This is a genomic window from Psychrobacter sp. CCUG 69069, from assembly GCF_021023115.1.
GTDB classification, from domain to species: domain Bacteria; phylum Pseudomonadota; class Gammaproteobacteria; order Pseudomonadales; family Moraxellaceae; genus Psychrobacter; species Psychrobacter namhaensis.
Map to the genome: position 1 here is coordinate 101,253 of NZ_QQAI01000008.1, position 20,097 is coordinate 121,349.

Genomic DNA, 20,097 nt, shown 5'->3' on the forward strand with positions numbered 1-20,097 from the left:
GGACTCGTTATGACGCAAACTCCTGATTTCGACGCTATTTTAAATAGTATTCCCAAAGTCAACATGGGCGTACGCTCAGCAAATGCCCCGCTGACCCAAAGCTACGATAAAGGTCCTGATGTGCCGCTGATTGAAGCGACCATTGGTGATTTTTTTGATGCGATTGTCTCCAAATATCCTGAGCGCGACGCACTGGTGGTACGCCATCAAAACATCCGCTGGACATATCAACAGCTGCAGGAAAAAGTCAATCAGTTGGCAAGTGCGATGATTGAGATGGGACTTGAGATTGGCGATCGTATCGGCATTTGGTCACACAACAATGCAGAATGGCTATTGATGCAATTAGCAAAGGCTGGTGTCATCCTCGTCAATATCAATCCTGCCTATCGTACCTTTGAGCTACAGTACGCGCTCAACAAATTGGGCTGCTCCGCATTGGTGCTGATGCGTCACTTTAAAAGCAGTGATTACGCCAGTTTGATTCGTGAGCTATGCCCTGAGATTTATCATAAAGACTATACCCAACTTGACTTGATTGAGATTCCGACGATTGAGCGCATCATTTGGATCGATGAACCAGACAGTGATGAAGAGTTTGGTTTTATGCAGAAGTTCTCTGCATGGATGGCTGAGGGTGATGCCAATGATCCGCGCGTCGCTGAGCGTCAGGCCCAGCTAAAAAACACCGATGCCATTAATGTGCAGTTCACCAGTGGTACGACGGGTACGCCAAAAGGGGCCACGCTCAGCCATCGCAATATCTTAAATAACGGCTACTTTATCGGTGAGGCCATGAACCTCACTGAAAAAGACAGACTGTGTATTCCAGTACCGCTCTATCATTGTTTTGGTATGGTCCTTGGCAATCTAGCGATTCTCACGCATGGCGGTTGTATCGTTTATCCTAATGATGGCTTTGAGCCATTGTCTGTCTTACAGGCGGTGGAAGAAGAAAAGTGTACCGGTTTACATGGTGTGCCAACGATGTTTATCGCCGAACTCGACCATCCTGAATTTGAGAATTTTGATTTATCAACCTTGCGCACAGGGATTATGGCAGGCTCCAGTTGTCCGATAGAAGTGATGCGCCGCGTCATTGATAAGATGCACATGAGTGAGGTCACCATTGCTTATGGGATGACGGAGACCAGTCCGGTGTCTTGTCAAACCAACGAACACACGCCACTTGAAAAGCAAGTATCGACCGTAGGGCTGGTACAACCTGCGCTTGAGGTTAAGGTTATCAATACAGAAACGGGCGATATCGTCCCGATCGGCGAGACCGGTGAGTTGCTCACACGTGGCTATTCGGTGATGAAAGGCTATTGGGGCAGCCGCTTTAAAACCCGCGCGTCCATCCAAGATGGCTGGATGCACACCGGTGATCTGGCCACGATGGATGAAGATGGCTATGTCAAAATCGTCGGTCGTAGTAAAGACATGGTCATCCGCGGCGGCGAAAACATCTATCCGGTAGAAATCGAAAACTATCTATATCGTCATCCAAAAATTCGTGACGTACAAATCGTTGGTATACCAGACGCGCGTTATGGCGAAGTACTGGCCGCTTGGATTATTCCAAAAGAGCCTGGCTGCCTGACTGAAGAGGAAGTACGTGAGTTTTGTAGTGAGCATATCGCTCATTATAAAGTGCCGACCTACTATCGCTTCGTGACGGAATACCCAATGACCATCACTGGCAAGATTCAAAAATATAAAATCATCGAGCAAATGACAGAAGAGTTGGGCTTAGAGTAAATTGCCTAGTTAGCTTATAGTGCTAAAGACCATTTAGCATCAGTACTATTGACAATCATTATGATGAGTCGAGACGAAAAGAAAAAAGTGACTCGCATTTATGCAACAAAGAAAAGGGATATCATGAGCGCTATCATAACCAGTAAATTGAGTCCGAACTCAAGCGATTTTCAGCAAAACAGTGCCGCCATGCAAGAGATCGTTGATGATTTGTATGTGCATCTGCGTAAAGTTGCCCAAGGCGGCTCAGAGCGCGCACGAGCCAAGCATTTGGCGCGCGGTAAATTGCTGCCACGTGAGCGGGTCGAGCGTTTGCTGGATGTCGGCACGCCATTTTTAGAAGTGGCTCCGATGGCCGCGCACGACATGTATGGCGAAGATATTCCGGCGGCGGGCGTGATTGCAGGTATCGGCCGTATCAATGGCACGGAGTGTATGATTGTCTGTAATGATGCCACGGTAAAAGGCGGCACATATTATCCAATGACCGTCAAAAAACATCTGCGCGCGCAAGAAATCGCGCAAGAAAATCATTTGCCATGTGTGTATCTAGTCGATTCGGGTGGTGCCAACTTACCCAATCAAGATGACGTGTTCCCTGATAAAGAGCATTTCGGCCGTATCTTTTTTAATCAAGCCAACCTCAGTGCGGCAGGTATTCCGCAGATTGCCGTAGTTATGGGCAGCTGTACAGCTGGCGGCGCGTATGTGCCAGCGATGAGCGATGAATCTATCATTGTTAAAGATCAAGGCACCATCTTTTTAGGTGGTCCGCCACAGGTGAAGAGGTTAGCGCCGAAGACTTGGGCGGCGGTGACGTGCATACGCGGCTATCAGGCGTGGTCGATCATCTAGCGCAAAACGATACCCATGCGTTATCCATCGCCCGTAATATCGTCAGCCATCTAAATCGTCCTGCCAAAAATATTCCCAATCAAATTGTACCCAAGCCGCCACGTTATGATGCCAAAGAGCTATATGGTGTCATTCCAACGGACAAACGCAAGCCGTTTGATATCAAAGAAATCATTGCCCGTATCGTTGATGGCAGTGCATTTGATGAGTTTAAAGCACGTTTTGGCACGACACTGGTTTGCGGCTTCGCTCATATCGAGGGTATGCCCGTCGGTATCATTGCCAATAACGGCATCTTGTTTAGTGAATCAGCACAAAAAGGCACGCATTTTATTGAGCTGTGCTGTAAGCGTAAAATCCCATTGGTGTTTTTGCAAAATATCACGGGCTTTATGGTTGGTCGTAAATACGAAAACGAAGGCATTGCCCGTCATGGTGCCAAGATGGTCATGGCGGTGGCCAATGCAAAAGTACCAAAATTCACGGTCATCGTCGGCGGCTCATTTGGCGCTGGCAACTATGGTATGTGCGGCCGCGCGTATAGCCCGCGTTTCTTATGGATGTGGCCAAACGCCCGTATCTCCGTGATGGGCGGTGAGCAAGCAGCATCGGTCTTGGCAACCGTCAAGCGTGATAATTTTGACCGCAAAGGTGAGGCGTGGAGTGATGAAGACGAAGCGGCCTTTAAAGCGCCGATTCGTGAGATGTACGAAGAGCAAGGTCATCCGTATTATGCCACGGCGCGTCTATGGGATGACGGTGTGATTGATCCTGCTGATACGCGTCAGGTACTAGCCTTAGGACTGAGCGCAGCCTACAACGCACCAATTGAAGAGACGACTTATGGTGTTTTTAGAATGTAGTGAACGCTGAGTCACTAGTTTTACGATTCAACGATGCTTAACAAATATATTCGTGAGTAAAGACAGCGGATAGGGACTGAAAAAAGAGAAGACAATGCAAAAAGAGACAAACAATTATAAAAGCTTGCTGGTAGATATCAAGCAGCATGTCGCGACGGTGACATTGAATCGCCCTGAGATACGCAATGCTTTTAATGATGAGATGATTGCCGAGCTGACAGAAGTTTTTACCACGCTTGGCGCTGATGATAATGTGCGAGTGATCGTTTTAGCGGCTGCTGGCAAGGCGTTTTGTGCTGGCGCTGATCTGAACTGGATGCGTGCCATGGCAGATTTCAGCTATAAGGAAAACCTAGCGGACGCGGATAAATTGGCACAAATGCTCAAGACCATTTATGAGTGTCCCAAGCCAACGGTTGCGGCAATCCAAGGCGACGTCTATGCAGGCGGTATGGGACTAGTCGCTGTCTGCGATGTGGCCATCGCCGTTAAGATTGCTAATTTTTGTCTGAGTGAAGTGCGCTTGGGACTAGCACCTGCGACTATCAGTCCTTACGTTATCCGAGCGCTAGGCGCACGAGCATCGCAGCGTTATTTTTTAAGTGCTGAGGTTTTTGATGCCAAAAAAGCGCGTCAGCTGGGCTTTATCCATGAGCGGGTCAGTGAAGAGGGGCTGGAGGACGAGGTGGCTGCATTCTGTGCCAAAGTCGTCAAAAACAGCCCTGACGCGGTCAAGACCTGCAAGCAGCTATTACACGAAATCGCTGGCGCACCGATCACCGATGAGTTGATTGCCGATACCGTAAAAGGGATCGCTGATATCCGCTCATCAAAGCAAGGTAAGGAGGGCGTGCAAGCCTTTTTGCAAAAGCGCAAGCCTGATTGGCTGACAGTAGATTAACTGACAGCAGACCAGCAATAAAAAATAGACAAGCCGTCAAATAAAAACGATAAGACACAGGGATAGTTATGTTTTCTAAAATTCTAATCGCCAACCGTGGCGAAATTGCTTGCCGAGTGGCCGCGACTGCCAAGCGGTTAGGTGTCAGCACCGTCGCTGTTTATTCTGATGCAGACCGCAGTGCTAAGCATGTGGCTGTCTGTGATGAGGCGATCTATCTGGGCGGCTCTGCGCCAAAAGACAGCTACCTAAAAGGCGATGCTATTATTGCTATCGCCAAACAGACGGGCGCACAGGCCATCCATCCAGGCTACGGGTTTTTAAGTGAGAACGCAGATTTTGCCCAAGCTTGCCAAGAGGCTGGCTTGGTATTTATCGGTCCATCGGCTGATGCTATCCGTGCTATGGGTGGCAAGTCTGAGTCTAAGCGCTTGATGGAGGCCGCTGGTGTGCCACTGATACCGGGCTATCACGGTGACAACCAAGACGCAGAATTTCTGCAGCAGCAGGCAGATCATATTGGCTATCCTGTCTTGATAAAAGCGAGCGCTGGCGGCGGCGGTAAAGGCATGCGTATCGTTGAGCAAAGTAGCGATTTTATTGACCTGCTCGACTCGTGCCGCCGTGAAGCGATCACCAGTTTTGGCAATGATCAAGTTTTGATCGAGAAATATGCGCTAAAACCGCGCCATATCGAAATCCAAGTATTTGGTGATACCCAAGGCAATTATGTGCATCTGTTTGAACGTGATTGCTCCGTGCAGCGTCGCCATCAAAAAGTATTAGAAGAAGCGCCAGCTCCCGGTGTTGATGCTGCCATGCGTGAAGCGATGGGAACCGCTGCGATCGAAGCTGCGCGTGCCGTTGATTACGTGGGTGCAGGCACGGTTGAATTTATTGTTGAGCAGCGCGAAGACTCGATGAATTTTTATTTTATGGAGATGAACACGCGTTTGCAAGTTGAGCATCCGGTCAGTGAGGCCATCACTGGGGTGGACTTGGTCGAGTGGCAGCTTTTGGTCGCCGCAGGTCAGCCACTACCAAAAACGCAAGACGAGCTGGTCATCAATGGCCATGCCATTGAGGCGCGCATCTGTGCTGAAAACCCTGACAATAACTTCTTGCCAGCGACAGGGACGTTGTTTACTTATCAAAAACCTGAGCACAGCACCTTTAATATTAGTGATGTGCGTATCGACGATGGCGTACGAGAGGGCGATGTCATCAGTCCTTTTTATGATTCTATGATTGCCAAGCTTATCGTGCATGCACCCACACGAGAGCAAGCGCTTGCGAGACTTGATCGTGCCTTGGCGCAGACGCGTATTGTGGGTTTGCCAAACAACGTGGCATTTTTGCGTCATATTTTAAATACCGATTCGTTTAGCGGGGCCAATCTGGATACCGCGTTGATAGAGCGCGAGCGCGAGGTGCTTTTTGATCAGCATCCACTTAACCTATCGACGCTGGTGGTGACGGCTATCACGCAGCAGCTTGCCACTGAAGCCACCGCGCAACGCTCTAGTACAGACCCGTTTAGTAAGCCTACCGGTTTCCGTGCTTATAATGATTATACTCGATCATTTAGCTTGGTTTATGATGAGCAGTCCTACCGCGCGCGTATCAGCAATTGGCACAATGCAGATTGTGCTGATAGTAAAAAAGGCAGCGAAAATCTCAGTAGCTTTACACTTGTCATTGAAAAAGAAATCGCGAATACGCAGGACAATAACAATAGTAATGTAGCCGCGCAAACCGAAATGGCTTATGAAGGGCAAGTCAGCTATGCCAGCCGTGATGCGCACAATCATACCTTGTGGTTAGAGGGCGCACGTATCAGTGCTCAAAGCTGGGTGCATCATGAGACGGTTTATGTGTTCACGGATGGTGGACGCGATGAGATTACGCTGATTGATATCATGGCACATGTGGGTGAGGACACGGCAGCGGTTGGCAGTTTGAAGTCGCCAATGCCAGGGCAAGTGGTTGCCTTTAAAGTAGCGATAGGCGACACTGTCAAAAAAGGTGAGCCTCTTGCTGTCATCGAAGCCATGAAAATCGAGCACACCATTACCGCGCCGACTGATAGTGTGGTGGCAGAGCTATTATTTGCCCCAGGTGACTTGGTCGCTGATGGTGATGAGCTATTGCGCATCGATAGTGAAGGCTAGTAGCTGACAGACCTTTATAAAAAGGCGAATAACTAAAAGGATGACAAGCATGAGTCACTCATATCCAGACCACGTCACCATCGTTGATGTCAGCCCGCGTGATGGACTACAAAACGAATCGATGATGGTGCCGACGGCTGTCAAGCAGGCGCTCATTAATGATTTGGTCGCAGCAGGTATCAAAAAATTAGAGGTTACTAGCTTTGTCTCACCAAAGTGGGTACCGCAAATGGGCGATAACAGCGCACTACTAGAAGCACTGGCGCCTACGCGGCAGCCAGACGTTCGCTATTCAGTACTGGTGCCCAATATGCGCGGCTTTGAAAATGCTATTGTGCATCGTCCAGATGAAATCGTCATTTTTGGCTCAGCCAGTGAAGCCTTTAGCCAAAAGAACATCAATTGCAGTATTGATGAGAGTATTGAGCGTTTTGCGCCCGTTGCTGCTGCTGCAAAAGCGCACGGCATCAAAGTACGCGGCGTCATTTCTTGTACGGTCGGTTGTCCTTATGAGGGCGATATTGACCCTAGCCAAGTGGCTTATGTGACCAAACGATTGATAGAGATTGGCTCTGAACAGATTGGTATTGCTGATACCATTGGTGTTGGTACACCGCTCAAGGTACAGCGCGCCCTGCAAGCTGCACTTGAACATGCTGACATCGCGATGCTGTCGGGGCACTTTCATGACACTTATGGTCAGGCATTAAGCAATACCTTGGCTGCCCTACAAATGGGCGTCAGTGAATTTGATACCTCAGTCGCTGGGCTGGGCGGTTGTCCGTATGCCAAAGGGGCCACGGGTAATGTCGCAACCGAAGACGTGGTTTATATGCTACACGGCATGGGTATCAGCACGGGAATAGATTTGGATAAATTGGTCGTGGCAGGCGAGCGTATCAGTAAATTTTTAGGGCGTGCTAACGGCTCAAACGTGGCCCGTGCTCTAATTAATAAACGTCAGTCTTAAAAAACGATTGTAAAAACTAAATATTAAAATACAAGGAATGGTTATGAGTTTACCTGGTTTGAGCTTTCAGCTCGGCGAAGATATCGATGCGCTACGTGATGTGGTGCAGCAGTTTGCGGCAAAAGAAATCGCCCCACGCGCAAGCGAAATCGACAGCAGTGATGAATTCCCCATGGATTTATGGCAAAAGATGGGTGACATCGGCCTGCATGGCATTACCGTTCCTGAAGAGTACGGTGGCTCTAACATGGGCTACGTTGCACACATGGTCGCCATGGAAGAAATCAGCCGCGCGTCAGCCTCGGTGGCGCTGAGCTATGGGGCGCATTCCAATCTGTGTATCAATCAAATCAAACGTAACGGCTCTGAGGCCCAAAAGCAAAAGTATCTGCCAAAGCTCATCAGCGGTGAATTCATCGGTGCGCTTGCGATGAGTGAGACGGGTGCTGGCTCAGATGTCGTCAGTATGAAGCTAAAAGCAGAAGAAAAAAATGGTCATTATGTGCTAAACGGCAGCAAAATGTGGATCACCAATGGACCTGATGCTGATGTGATGGTGGTGTATGCCAAGACCAATCCTGAGATGGGCGCTAAAGGCATGACGGCTTTCATTATCGAAAAAGGCATGGAAGGCTTTGGTACCGCGCAAAAGCTAGATAAGCTTGGCATGCGCGGTAGCCATACGGGTGAGATGACGTTTAACAATGTCGAAGTACCAAGCGAAAATATCTTGGGCGGTCTCAATGAAGGCGTTAAGGTGCTGATGAGTGGCCTAGATTATGAGCGTGCCGTACTGGCCGCAGGTCCTATCGGCATCATGCAAGCGGTGATGGACAATGTCGTGCCTTATATCCATGATCGTAAGCAGTTTGGTCAAGCCATTGGTGAGTTCCAGTTGATACAAGGCAAAGTTGCCGATATGTATACGGTACTGCAAGCAGGACGTAGCTTTCTATACACCGTCGGTAAGAACCTCGACATGCTAGACCAACGCGGAGCCGGTCACAGTCGAGAGGTACGTAAAGACTGTGCCAGTGTCATTCTATGGTGCGCAGAAAAAGCGACTTGGATGGCGGGCGAGGGCATTCAAATATTTGGCGGTAATGGTTATACCAACGAGTATCCACTCGGTCGCTATTGGCGCGATGCCAAGCTGTATGAGATTGGCGCAGGGACCAGCGAGATTCGTCGTATGTTGGTCGGTCGTGAGCTGTTTAACGAAACTAAGTAGTACCAAACTCAAAAAGGCCGACTACCTTTGTGAAACTTGCTAAGCCTACTTGATGTAGTGCTTGCATAGGCAATTCATCCCATTCACTCTGTATCGGTTTTAAATAGAATGGACTATCGTGATAACCAAAAAAGCAGTACACCTAAGATGTACTGCTTTTTTATGCTGATTTCACAAGGTTCATAAAAAGTTACGGCTGTTTGCTGTGGTCGAAATAACGCGCCAAGCCGTTTAATAATAAGTCATCACGCAGGTGCACAGGGCGGTTGACGTGTTGGGCAATAATGGCCGCATCGCCGCCCGTCATAATCATTTCAAAGTTAGGGTGTCGATGACTAATCTCATTGATCGCGCCAACAATCGACAATAATATCCCGCGATGTACCGCATCTTGGGTGGTCACTCCTTGACCGACGCTATCAAAAGACCCGTTAGAGATGGTGATTTGCTTGGTGCCAGAGAACAGGGACTCACGTTGCAGATAAATACTGGGGAAAATATAACCGCCCAAATGCTCGGCATGATCGATCAAATCAATCGTTACGGCTGTACCGCAGCCAATCACACATTGACGTTTTTTCTTATCGACCGCCCCTAGCATTTGTAGCCAGCGATCACAGCCGAGCTGCTGGTCATTGTAGGCGCTATTCATAAGCGGGTGCGCTGCATTGACATGCACAAAATCAAACGGGATATTTAGACGGCTTAAGGTGTCTGAGACCTTAACATTGAGATCGTCACCTAGGACGGATGAAATCCCAATAAAGTCGGGTGCATAACGCTCAAAGCGGTCGGTCAGACCCATCAATAATTCGGCAGGTGCTTGCAGATGTTGCTTGGCATCATGCGCGACTATCTGCCCGATATCATCGGTAAGCCAGTATTTAAGGCGGGTATTTCCAAGATCAAGCCAGAGCATAAAATTCCCTTTATATCCAGTAAGCCTGTGATCAACACACTAAGCTGACACTTGCCTCACGGTGGTTGCTCGTTAAATAAGCGGTTTAAACCTGATGAATAACGTCGATGCGTCCGGTAAAAAGCGCAGAAATCTTACCGTTATCTTGGCGTAATTGCAAACATCCGTTTGTATCGACACCGCAAGCATCGCCCATCACGATTTGTTCTTGATTGTTGTAATCTTGGGTGACGCGTAAGCGTAGATCTGCCAACGCATCCATCGTGGCAAACTGCTTTAAAAAGCTGTCCAAATAATAGGTATGACCGGTTGGCCTCTCCAGCCCTAGATGCTCAAAGCGTGTCATCGCTGCCATCAACGCTTTGCTCATTTGCTGGTACAGCGTTTTTAGGCTTGGTAGTCTCACAGTATGGGCATCGAGTTTTAGCGTCTCACAAATATCCTGCAGGCTAATCGCTTGATAACTCATGCCTTCAGCAGTTTGTGCTGTTAGCTTGGGGGCGGTCTGTACGTTTAAGCCAATGCCCATCACGACGCCCACCAATTTACCCGCTTGTGTCACTGGCTCTATCAAAATGCCAGCCAGTTTGTGAAAGGGCAACGTTTGCTGATGTAAAGCCGCACTATCCACTACTGAGCTATCCAGCCCAGTTTGTTCTGGGTTTTTGGTCTGATTTTGCGGCTGGTAAAAACCCAAGTCATTTGCCCATTTCACTCCAATTGGCGTCAGACCTTGTGCTTGCAACTGCTCATTTAAGGTCTGGATGACGGGCATTTTGGCCAGCTCAACCCCAATAATTAAGGACAATAAACCACTCACTGGCATGTGCACTGGATGATATAACGACAGATAGACATTGCCGCGCGGTGACTGCCATGAGCGCCCGTGTTGTCCACGACCTGAGCTTTGGGTTTCTGCGGTCAATAGATGCATCTTGGCAGGGTTTAGCGTGCCATCTTGCACGTCTGCTATCAGCTCGCTGTTGGTTGATCTGCTACTGGCAAGGTGGCGGTGGTTGAGCTCAGGTAAGTGGTCCAGCACGAATGACTCAGAGTCAGATACCTCGAAATCGGATATGGAATCGGATGTATAGTCAGATAAATGGTCAGGTGGCAGCATAAGTTTCGTCGATGTGGTTAATGTCGCATGGGGAATCTTTGATATACTGAGTAGCCATCATAATAAACCGTCACTATTTGATAGGCGGTCATCACTAAAAAGATCACCACTAAAAAATGGCCACTAGTAAACAGTATAAAACAGACAGCATAAAGGTCAGATTATGTTTTGGCAAATTCAATCGAGCGCCACAAGATCTTTAGCTTAAAATAAAAAAGTCGTGCATAGTCATGTGCTACTGATATGATTTTATGGCTTGCCGTTCGCAAACGTGGTTCGATGATACAGAAGAGTTCTACTAGTAGCGCTGTCAGTAGCGCTGTATCCTTTTTAAGGTCAATCGACTGTAGGTAAGTGGTTTCTAAAATACCAGTATCATAAAAAACAAGCGTGATAAAAGGCTGATTCAATGATGTTATATGTGTGGTTTGTAATTGCAGGGGCATTTGCGGGTGTCAGCGCGGGCTTATTTGGCGTGGGCGGCGGTATGATTATCGTACCAGCACTGGTCTGGATTTTCACTGCTTACGATTTTTCGCCAGAAGTAGTGACGCATTTGGCCATTGGCACCTCCCTTGCGACCATCGTTGTGACCTCGATCAGCTCACTCACTGCTCATAATAAGCGCGGCGGTGTGCGCTGGGAAGTATGGCGAAAAATGGCGCTGGGCTTGGTCATCGGTAGTCTGGTCGGCGCTGGTATCGCGGATATGATTGATGGCAAGGCGTTGCAGGCCATCATCGGTGTTGGCGCGCTTCTGGTCGCTTTAAAGATGCTGTTTTTTTCTAACAAAGAGCAGTTGGGTAAACCCTTACCCTCTACTGGCGTACAGTTTGGTGCGGGTACGGGCATTGGCATGGCATCGTCTATCTTTGGGATTGGCGGTGGTAGTTTGACCGTACCGTTTTTGAACTGGGCAGGACTACCGATGAAACAATCGGTTGGTACGTCTGCGGCGTGTGGTCTACCGATTGCGCTGGCGGGCGCAGCAGGGTTTGCATGGTTTGGCCAAGACGTGGTCAATCTGCCTGAGGGCACGATAGGGTTTGTGCATGTCACAGGATTTTTGTGCATTTCAGTGGCTAGCTTTGCGATGGCAAAAGTCGGTGCCAAGCTCGCCCATGTACTGCCGGCCCTTATGCTTAAGCGTGCATTTGGGGTGCTGTTATTATTTGCAGGGGGACAGTTGTTATTAAGCGCGATTGGAGTGATTTAATTGACTCAGACAAACCCTAAAAACCCATCCTCATTTCAGGTAGAATAGCCGCCTGTTTTTGCTAAGTTTACTGATCCTTCATGCGCCTAAAATCTCTAAAGCTGGCAGGCTTTAAATCCTTTGCCAATCCAACGACTTTTACCTTTCGTCATGGCATTACCGCCATTGTCGGGCCGAACGGCTGCGGCAAATCCAACGTTATTGACGCCATCCGCTGGGTGCTGGGCGAGACCTCTGCCAAGCAGCTACGTGGTGGCGCGATGAGTGATGTGATCTTTGCTGGTACGCAGGACAAGGCTGCCAAAAGTGTCGCCAGTGTCGAGCTGACTTTTGAGCATACCCAAGATGAGCAAACGGGCATTCGCCATGAGTTTAATCTTTATCAAGAGCTGTCCGTCCGCCGTCAGGTAAATCTAGAGGGTCGCTCAGATTACTTTATCAATGGCACGCGATGTCGCCGCCGTGATGTCGTCGATGTGTTTTTGGGTACGGGACTTGGCGCCCGCAGTTATGCCGTCATTGAGCAAGGCATGATTGGACGTATCGTCGAGTCTAGCCCCATGCAGCTGCGTGAGTTTATCGAAGAGGCAGCAGGCGTCTCGCGCTATCAAGCACGCCGTGAAGAAACCCAAAAAAAGCTTGAGAAAACCCAAGAAAATCTGGCCCGTCTGCATGACATGCAAAGCGAATTGGTACGCCAACAAAAGACACTGTCTAAGCAAGCCGCCAGTGCGCAGCGCTATGAAGAGCTGGCCTTAACGCTTGCTGATATTCAGCAGCAGCTCGCCATTCAACAGTTGTATCAAGCCAAACACGCTCAGCAGCAGCAAAAAGCAGCCCACGAGCGTAGCGCGGCCGAGGTCGCCACCTTACAAGCCAGCTATGAGAGTTTAAAAGCCAAGCAAGATAAGCTTGCCGCTCACATCAACCAAGAGCAATGGCTAAAAGACGAGGCGCAAAGTGCGCATTATCAGCAGCAGCTAAGCCATCAACAAGCTGAGCACAAGCTGAGCGATGCAACCTCACAGCTGACAGCCGTTGAGCAGCAATTAGCCAGCCTAGATGAGCAGCGTGAGCAAGCAGTCACTGACATGAATCAGTTAAAGGCGCAGCAAACCAAGCAGCAGAACATACTAAATGAGTTGCGTCCGCAGCTGACTGAGCTGAGCTGCAAACGTGAGTCGCATAAACGCAATGAGCAACCGTTACAACGCGCGTGGCATGAAGCACAAAACCAGCTATCGCGTTTGCAGGATAACGCTCGTACGCTTGAGCAGCAGCAAGCGATTAATGCCCAATCGCAAAAGCGCTATCAGCAAAATTATGATAAATGGCAGCGCCGCCAGCAAAACTGGCAACATCTGTGGCAGCAATTACAACAGTCACTATCGCCTTCTGATAATAACGATGTACCAGAAAATACAGATACGCACGCTTTGTCTCAGACACTAAAGACGCAAGTTGACGCGCTAAATACACAACTACAGCAGATTGAACGGCAACAAGACAGCGTCGATGAGCGGTTGTCGGAATTACAGCCGCAAGCACAGCATCTGCAGCAAAGCCTAATAATGCAGCAGCGCGAGCTGGGTGAGCATGAAAAACGTCATGCGTTATTGGCAGGTGAGTATGAGACCCTGCATCGGATACTGCATCCCAAACCAACCTCAAAATCTCAGCAAAAAGCTTCTGCTTTAACGACTGATTCAAAAAATAACGTGGTCAGCGATTATAATAAATTAGCCGTGACCACATTGCGTGAGCAGATTGAGTTAAGCGCAAAAGGGCGAGAGTACGCACCGCTACTCGATAGCGTATTGGCGCTGTGGTTAGATAGCCACGTGCTGGCCGCCAATCAAAACCCTCCAGCAATTGCAGATAACAGTCATGAAGAGTCGCAAAAAGTATCTAGCTTATGGCAAGCGCTTGCGCCTCATGTCACAGAGGTATTGACGTATCAAACTGGGCAAAATCAAAGTACCAATAAACAAGATACGTCGGCCATAGAGACAGGGCATAGTTTATGGTTATCTGTTGAGCAAAGTGAGGGTAGCGTAGATCCGTTTATCCAGCCTTTGTCCGATACCGTGGCTGATAAGGTATGGCCTTTATCCGAGCTGATTTCGCAGCCCGCGTTGGCGCTTTGGCAGCAGTGTTATTTGTATGTGGCATCGGCTGATATAAATGACGAACAAAATCTAGACGCGCTTGTGGAAGTCTTAAAAAACCTACCAGCCTCCGCCATTTTGCTAAGCACTGATGGTTGGCTGCTGAGTCGTCAGGGTACGCTGAACCTCAGTAATTTTGCTGGTGCGCAAGATGGTCAAAATGACAGCGGTAATCAGTTCCTCACGCAGCGCTTGCAGCAGCGCACCCGTTTGCAAGCGTTAGAAGAAGCGCTTGATGAGATTGAAACGACCATACAAGATCAGAAAAAAGCCATCGCTGACAGTCAGCGCGACCATGATGCGGTAACGGTCAATGTCGAGGAAACGCGCGCGCAATCTGAGCAACTCATCCGTGACAAGCATCGATACCAGCAGCAACTTACCACGCAGCGCGCCAATGCTGAGCGCTTGCAAGCCGATAACCACCGTCTAAATACTGATAAAGCCGCACTTGAACAAGAGCAACAAGAACTGGTGCAAGAGCAGCAAACGCTTCATCATGAGCAGCAGCACATTCACAATGAGACAGCAGCGCTGACGCCAAAAATAGCGGATGCACGGGCGAGAAGCCAGCAGTTGCAAGCCGAGCGCAGTGAGCTTACCCGCGCGCGTCAAGCAGATGACGACGCTTGGCAAGCCTTGCAGCTTCGTATTCAACAAAGCGAGATGCGTCTAGAACACATCATGAGCAGCCTTGAGCGGGCCACTCAGCAGCAGGAGAAATCACTACAAAGCGAGCAGCGGCTAAACGCAAGTTATGAGCAGCAGCAAAATAAACTGCCAGCACTGCAAGCGGCATTGCAAGATGCACAGACAGCACGCGATGCGCAGCAAGCCCTACTAACAGAGCGTGAGACCGCGCTGACGTTACTTAAGCAGGACTATACTCAGCAGCAGACCTCGCTAGATACGCTACAACAGACGCTACAAAGTCAGCAAAGTGAGCTTGCCCATCATGCCACTGAGCTGGCACTAAGCGCGGCACGTTTGGATGACGCCAGCAGCCAGACGCATGACGCCTTAACTGCTTACTATCGTGCAAGTGATAAGTATAAAGCGCCGTCAAACTTACGACAGCCGCCGCCGCAACACACCAGTGTCTCAAATCTACTGGCGGATTTTATCGCGCATGATCGCCGCGTGCGCCCAGATAAAATCGCTGAGCTTGAGAGGGAACACAAAAAGCTTGAGCAGCAGTTAGGCAAAATTGGCGCGGTCAATCTGGCGGCAGTGGCAGAATTGGCGGAAGTCAATGAGCGCTTAGAGCCATTGGCGCAGCAGACAGCAGACATTGCGGCGAGTATAGACACCTTGACGCAGGCGATTGCGTCAATTGATGAAACCACTAAGACACTGTTTATGCAGACGTTAGGTGCCGTCAATAATGAGCTTGCCAGTCTATTTGCCAAAGTTTTTGGTGGCGGGCAAGCAAGTTTGACCTTAAACACGGATGATATGCCAGCTCATATACCCGCTGATCAACATAAATCTGAGCAGTGGCGGGCAGGCCTTACCTTGATGGCACAGCCAAAAGGCAAACGTAACAGTCGCCTTGCTGTGTTATCGGGCGGTGAAAAAACGCTGACGGCACTGAGCCTTATCTTTGCGATATTTAAGCAGCATCCTGCCCCATTTTGTGTGCTTGATGAAGTCGATGCCCCACTTGATGACGCCAACGTTGCCCGCTTTACCAGTTTAATTCACGAGTTAGCAGATGACTTGCAGTTTATCTTTATCAGTCACAATAAGCTGACGATGCAAATTGCTGATGAGCTAAAGGGCATCACCATGCCAAGCGCCGGTGTGTCGACTTTGGTCAGTGTGTCACTTGATGAGGCGGCACGTTACCTTGCTGATTAAGGGCAGGGCTGAATCGCACAAATAATTGATCACTGACAGCCCGTGCTAATGGTATAGTTAGGACTGAGGTTGTCATATCACGCAAGTGTGTCGGGCTGACGATAAACGATGACTATATGGTGACGATATGAATTAGCCATGCTAGACTATTGCCATTTATCCCCTCTTGTGTATTCCCTTTTGTCATATATTAGGATGTGTTTCTCATGACCGCTATTCAGTTTATATTGATCGCCATTGCCGCATTTATCGTGCTTGCAGGGCTGTTTATGGTCATTCGTAGCTTTAAGCGCCGTAAAGATGCTGAGGCGGTAGCGGTCAATTATGATAAAAACGGTATCCCCATCATACCGCGTCATGAGCGCAATATCGTCGACCAGCCAGACTTGGATGATACGGTCGCCGGCGAGACGAGTATCGGCCCTGATCGTAGTTATTTGAATGCGGTCGTTGAAGAAGAACCCTTGACCCAAGCGCACACCAATGTCGATGCGCAGTTGACGGCTGGACGCGGTGATGGGAGCGAGGATAGCCATACCAACGAAAATGCCGACTATGCCCGCTGGCAAGATGAGCAGCAGCGTACCGATAATGCTGAGTTTGTAGAAGCCGCTGAGCAGATGCATATCGAGCAAGAGCCTGATGCGTTTTCAAGCTTGGTGTCGGCGACAGACAGTCTGATGCCATCGATTGATACCGCAGAAGAGCCAAGTTTTGACAATAATAGTCCGATACTCGATCAGCATCTGTCAGAGCCTGTTGATGACGCGCAAAACGGCCCATTAATCCATGCCAAAGACAACATCAACATCACCATCTTGCCGCACCAGTATCGTGACCGCCCAGCAGCAGTCATCCGTGGCCGTGATTTGTTGGCATTGATTGATAAATACGGTCTGCGCTATGGGGCGATGAATATGTTCCATCGCTATGAGCAAAAAGACGGCACAGGCATGCTATGGTTTAGCATGATGGGCATCACCGACAGTGGTATTGCGCCGTTTGATCCGCATAGTGTGGCGACCAATACTTATAATGGCGTGGTGGTGTTTTTATCCTTACCGCATCCACAAGCCGTCCGCAGTTTCGATAGTATGATGAGCATTGCTTATATGATGGCAAGCGATTTGGACGCCATTATGCTGGATGAAGAGAACGAGCCAATCACCCCTGAATACAAGCAGCAGCTGCGTAACCAAGTCCGCGACTATGAAGGCTAAGCGCTTGAAGGCTAAGCGCTTAAAGGCCAAGCAAACCAGCATTTAAAAGTGCTTATCCGTTATCTCAAATATCTCAAAGGCAAATAGCGATTGACGTTATTTGCCTTTTTTATGGTTTATATATTTTATAACACGACACTTTATCCACTATAAAATAATTAGAGGGCTACTGGGACAGGTTTTGCGCAGCCTCTGCCGGCGAAGGCACAGTAAGCAAAAAAAACTTATCCCAGTAGCGCATGATAATGCGTGTCCTTATTTTATTTAGGATTAGCGGTAGTTTTTGATAAAATTTCATCCGAGTATTTGTCAAACTTGTTATCATATCGGTATCTTGAACCGTAAAGACGCCGACTATGACTGATCCTATCTTACCGACTGCTGCGCAAAGTAAAACCCCTCAAAAAACACCTGCGCAATCCTCTAATGTCACTGACACACACGACGATATCGTTATCCAAATGCGCGCACTTATCGATGCGATTAAAACGCATAACTATGCGTATTATGTGCTCGACAATCCTACCTTAGAAGACAGCGAATACGATCAATTGCGCCGCTCTTTACTTGAGCTAGAAGAAGCCTATCCAGATTTGGTGCAGCCTGATAGCCCGATCAATCAAGTCGGCGATATGCCACTGTCTGCTTTTACCCAAGTCACCCATGACATCCCGATGCTATCGCTGGGCAATGTCTTTGAATACGATGATCTGCGTGATTTTATGCGCCGCGTCAATGACCGTCTTAGCGTCTCGCAACAGAATCCTGAATATGAGATGGAGCTAAAGCTAGATGGCTTGGCGGTCTCGTTAAAATACGTGCATGGCAAGTTTGTGCAAGCGGTCACGCGCGGTGATGGGCAAACGGGGGAGGACATCACCCAAAACGCCAAAACCATTCGTAATCTGCCCTTATGGTTAGCCGCTGCTGCTGATATCGAGCTGCTAGAAGTTCGCGGTGAAGTGCTCATGCCAAAGGCAGGCTTTGAGCGTCTCAATCGACTAGCTGAAGAGAACGAGGGTAAAACTTTTGCCAATCCACGCAATGCCGCCGCTGGAAGCTTACGTCAGCTAGACCCAAGCGTGGCCGCCAGTCGTCCACTCGCATTTTATGGCTATTCGGTCAATCAAGGTCTACCTGAGAGTATCGATACTCAATCAGCAGCGCTCGCATGGTTAACAGACATTGGCTTTACGGTCAGCGCGGTAGAAGTGGTACAAAATCCACGCGCGGCACAAGCCTATTATGAGTCTGTGATTGAGGCGCGTAGCGATCTGCCGTTTGAAATCGATGGGATGGTGATTAAGGTCAATAATTTGGCACTGCAGCAGCAGCTGGGTTTTTTATCTCGGGAGCCACGCTGGGCAACTGCGTATAAATTCCCTGCCGAAACGGTCATGACGCGTCTAAACGATATCGAGTGGCAAGTGGGGCGAACGGGACAAATCACACCCGTCGGTAAGCTTGAGCCAGTAAAAGTGGGCGGCGTCACCGTCAGCAATGTCACCTTGCATAACTTTGGTGAGATTCAGCGTTTAGACGTGCGTGCAGGCGATATGGTCAGCGTTCATCGGGCAGGAGACGTCATTCCCAAAGTCACGCGCGTCTGGCACGATCAGCGTCCAGAGGATTCTGAGCCAGTGACACTGCCATCGACCTGCCCTGTCTGCGACTCGCCTGTGGTCCTGCCAGAAGACGAAGCGCTGGCGCGCTGCAGTGGCGGTCTGTTTTGCCCAGCCCAGCAGACCGAGGCGCTCATTCATTTTGTCTCACGCCGTGCCATGGATATCGACGGGCTCGGCGCAAGCTGGCTGATTAGCTTTTTTGAGCATGGTTTGGTCAAAACGGTCGCAGATATTTACCAGCTGCACAATCATCAGGACGAGCTGATTAACTTTGAAAAATTGGGTGAAAAATCGGTTCAAAACATCATCGATGCTATCGAAGCCAGTAAGCAGACGACACTGGCTCGCTTTATCTATGCGCTTGGTATTCGCGGTGTTGGTGAGGGCACAGCACAGAATTTTGCTCAGCAGTTTGGCGACTTAGATAGCCTCATGGCAGCTAGTATTGAGACCTTGATAAAAACGCCCGATGTCGGAGAAATCACTGCCGAGCTGACCTATAAGTTCTTCCGCGCGCCGCACAATATTGAGGTCATCAACGCATTACGCGAGGCGGGTGTGCATTGGGACAAGGTTGAGCAGGTCGCCTCAGAAGGTCTGCCACTCGATGGGCAAACGTGGGTCATCACGGGTGCGCTCGATAGCATGGCGCGTGATGAAGCCAAAGCCAAACTACAAGCGCTAGGCGCAAAAGTCTCAGGTAGCATCTCCGCCAAAACGACTGCGCTACTGGCAGGGGATAAAGCTGGCTCTAAGCTAACCAAAGCGGAAAAACTGGGTATCAAGGTGGTGAGTGAGGAAGAGTTTTTGGCGATGCTTGAGGAGTAGGGTATGAATATTGATGACATGGAAGGTCTGGACGAAGAAACTCGTAAAAAGGTTGAATTGTCATTGCAAGTGACACGTGAGAAGGATGGAGATGCAGAGTATATATCTTCTAGATTTTATATATTTTATGAAACTCGAAAATTGGAAGGCTATAACATAGGAATAAATGCGTTAAAAGATATACGAATAACGGATGAGGATTATGAACTTGCACAACGCTATATAGTTGGTGATTATTTTTTTGTAAAGAGGGAGAGAGAGTTATAGTCAATCCCACTTAAAAGTGTTATAAACTAATTATCAAACCTAATTGCTATCATAAAGACCATGACTTACTCCCTAGATTTTCGCAAACAAGTACTAAAAAGCTTAGACGAGGGTATGACTTT

12 protein-coding genes and 2 pseudogenes are annotated in these 20,097 nt (G+C 48.9%); 12 read left to right on the forward strand and 2 right to left on the reverse strand.

Annotation, left to right across the window (positions count from 1 at the left end):
* Positions 1-9 precede the first annotated feature (9 nt).
* The 7 genes and pseudogenes from DVY93_RS07320 to DVY93_RS07345 all read left to right on the forward strand — a co-directional run bounded on the left by DVY93_RS07320 (position 10) and on the right by DVY93_RS07345 (position 8,752).
* Complete coding sequence (locus tag DVY93_RS07320) at positions 10-1,761, forward strand: AMP-binding protein (RefSeq protein ID WP_230710012.1); 1,752 nt, start codon at positions 10-12, stop codon at positions 1,759-1,761.
* 123 nt (positions 1,762-1,884) lie between these two features.
* Positions 1,885-3,479 (forward strand): annotated as a pseudogene (locus tag DVY93_RS07325) (carboxyl transferase domain-containing protein).
* A gap of 94 nt (positions 3,480-3,573) precedes the next feature.
* Positions 3,574-4,380 (forward strand): enoyl-CoA hydratase/isomerase family protein, encoded by an 807-nt coding sequence (locus DVY93_RS07330; RefSeq protein WP_193006817.1) that lies wholly within the window; start codon positions 3,574-3,576, stop codon positions 4,378-4,380.
* Between the two features lie 68 nt (positions 4,381-4,448).
* Positions 4,449-6,011: pseudogene (locus DVY93_RS07335) on the forward strand (acetyl-CoA carboxylase biotin carboxylase subunit); the annotation flags it as partial.
* A 339-nt stretch (positions 6,012-6,350) separates the two neighbouring features.
* Positions 6,351-6,551, forward strand: coding sequence for an acetyl-CoA carboxylase biotin carboxyl carrier protein subunit (locus tag DVY93_RS12515; RefSeq protein ID WP_442966510.1), 201 nt, complete (start codon positions 6,351-6,353; stop codon positions 6,549-6,551).
* A 49-nt stretch (positions 6,552-6,600) separates the two neighbouring features.
* Positions 6,601-7,521: a hydroxymethylglutaryl-CoA lyase gene (locus tag DVY93_RS07340; protein WP_193006815.1), complete on the forward strand. Its 921-nt coding sequence runs from the start codon at positions 6,601-6,603 to the stop codon at positions 7,519-7,521.
* Positions 7,522-7,564: 43 nt separating this feature from the next.
* Positions 7,565-8,752 carry an isovaleryl-CoA dehydrogenase gene (locus DVY93_RS07345; protein WP_193006814.1) on the forward strand — a complete coding sequence of 396 codons (1,188 nt, stop codon included), beginning with the start codon at positions 7,565-7,567 and terminating at the stop codon, positions 8,750-8,752.
* A gap of 190 nt (positions 8,753-8,942) precedes the next feature.
* Here the strand turns inward: DVY93_RS07345 and DVY93_RS07350 are convergent, their stop codons facing one another.
* Together DVY93_RS07350 and DVY93_RS07355 are read right to left on the reverse strand one after the other, a co-directional pair.
* On the reverse strand, positions 8,943-9,671 hold the full coding sequence (locus tag DVY93_RS07350) for a pantothenate kinase (protein ID WP_193006813.1): 729 nt from the start codon (positions 9,669-9,671) through the stop codon (positions 8,943-8,945).
* An 85-nt stretch (positions 9,672-9,756) separates the two neighbouring features.
* Positions 9,757-10,713 (reverse strand): biotin--[acetyl-CoA-carboxylase] ligase, encoded by a 957-nt coding sequence (locus tag DVY93_RS07355; protein ID WP_230710016.1) that lies wholly within the window; start codon positions 10,711-10,713, stop codon positions 9,757-9,759.
* Positions 10,714-11,203: 490 nt separating this feature from the next.
* Here DVY93_RS07355 and DVY93_RS07360 point away from each other — a divergent pair, with 490 nt between their 5' ends.
* From DVY93_RS07360 to DVY93_RS07380, 5 genes are all read left to right on the forward strand, one after another.
* The gene (locus DVY93_RS07360; RefSeq protein ID WP_193006863.1) at positions 11,204-12,007 is read left to right on the forward strand and encodes a sulfite exporter TauE/SafE family protein; all 804 of its coding nucleotides are present in this window, start codon (positions 11,204-11,206) and stop codon (positions 12,005-12,007) included.
* 80 nt (positions 12,008-12,087) lie between these two features.
* Positions 12,088-16,035: an AAA family ATPase gene (locus DVY93_RS07365; protein ID WP_230710018.1), complete on the forward strand. Its 3,948-nt coding sequence runs from the start codon at positions 12,088-12,090 to the stop codon at positions 16,033-16,035.
* A 206-nt stretch (positions 16,036-16,241) separates the two neighbouring features.
* Positions 16,242-17,255, forward strand: a complete 1,014-nt coding sequence (locus DVY93_RS07370) for a cell division protein ZipA C-terminal FtsZ-binding domain-containing protein (protein ID WP_193006810.1) — start codon at positions 16,242-16,244, stop codon at positions 17,253-17,255.
* Between the two features lie 461 nt (positions 17,256-17,716).
* Positions 17,717-19,708 (forward strand): NAD-dependent DNA ligase LigA, encoded by a 1,992-nt coding sequence (gene ligA / locus DVY93_RS07375; RefSeq protein WP_404672175.1) that lies wholly within the window; start codon positions 17,717-17,719, stop codon positions 19,706-19,708.
* A 3-nt stretch (positions 19,709-19,711) separates the two neighbouring features.
* Positions 19,712-19,975, forward strand: a complete 264-nt coding sequence (locus DVY93_RS07380; RefSeq protein WP_230710022.1) for a hypothetical protein — start codon at positions 19,712-19,714, stop codon at positions 19,973-19,975.
* Positions 19,976-20,097 lie beyond the last annotated feature (122 nt).

What these genes read in the sequence shown, in the direction of transcription:
- DVY93_RS07320 (WP_230710012.1), top strand. Translation starts at nt 10, where the DNA reads ATGACGCAAACTCCTGATTTCGACGCTATTTTAAATAGTATTCCCAAA.
- DVY93_RS07330 (WP_193006817.1), top strand. Translation starts at nt 3,574, where the DNA reads ATGCAAAAAGAGACAAACAATTATAAAAGCTTGCTGGTAGATATCAAG.
- DVY93_RS12515 (WP_442966510.1), top strand. Translation starts at nt 6,351, where the DNA reads ATGCCAGGGCAAGTGGTTGCCTTTAAAGTAGCGATAGGCGACACTGTC.
- DVY93_RS07340 (WP_193006815.1), top strand. Translation starts at nt 6,601, where the DNA reads ATGAGTCACTCATATCCAGACCACGTCACCATCGTTGATGTCAGCCCG.
- DVY93_RS07345 (WP_193006814.1), top strand. Translation starts at nt 7,565, where the DNA reads ATGAGTTTACCTGGTTTGAGCTTTCAGCTCGGCGAAGATATCGATGCG.
- DVY93_RS07350 (WP_193006813.1), bottom strand. Translation starts at nt 9,671, where the DNA reads ATGCTCTGGCTTGATCTTGGAAATACCCGCCTTAAATACTGGCTTACC.
- DVY93_RS07360 (WP_193006863.1), top strand. Translation starts at nt 11,204, where the DNA reads ATGTTATATGTGTGGTTTGTAATTGCAGGGGCATTTGCGGGTGTCAGC.
- DVY93_RS07365 (WP_230710018.1), top strand. Translation starts at nt 12,088, where the DNA reads ATGCGCCTAAAATCTCTAAAGCTGGCAGGCTTTAAATCCTTTGCCAAT.
- DVY93_RS07370 (WP_193006810.1), top strand. Translation starts at nt 16,242, where the DNA reads ATGACCGCTATTCAGTTTATATTGATCGCCATTGCCGCATTTATCGTG.
- ligA (WP_404672175.1), top strand. Translation starts at nt 17,717, where the DNA reads ATGCGCGCACTTATCGATGCGATTAAAACGCATAACTATGCGTATTAT.
- DVY93_RS07380 (WP_230710022.1), top strand. Translation starts at nt 19,712, where the DNA reads ATGAATATTGATGACATGGAAGGTCTGGACGAAGAAACTCGTAAAAAG.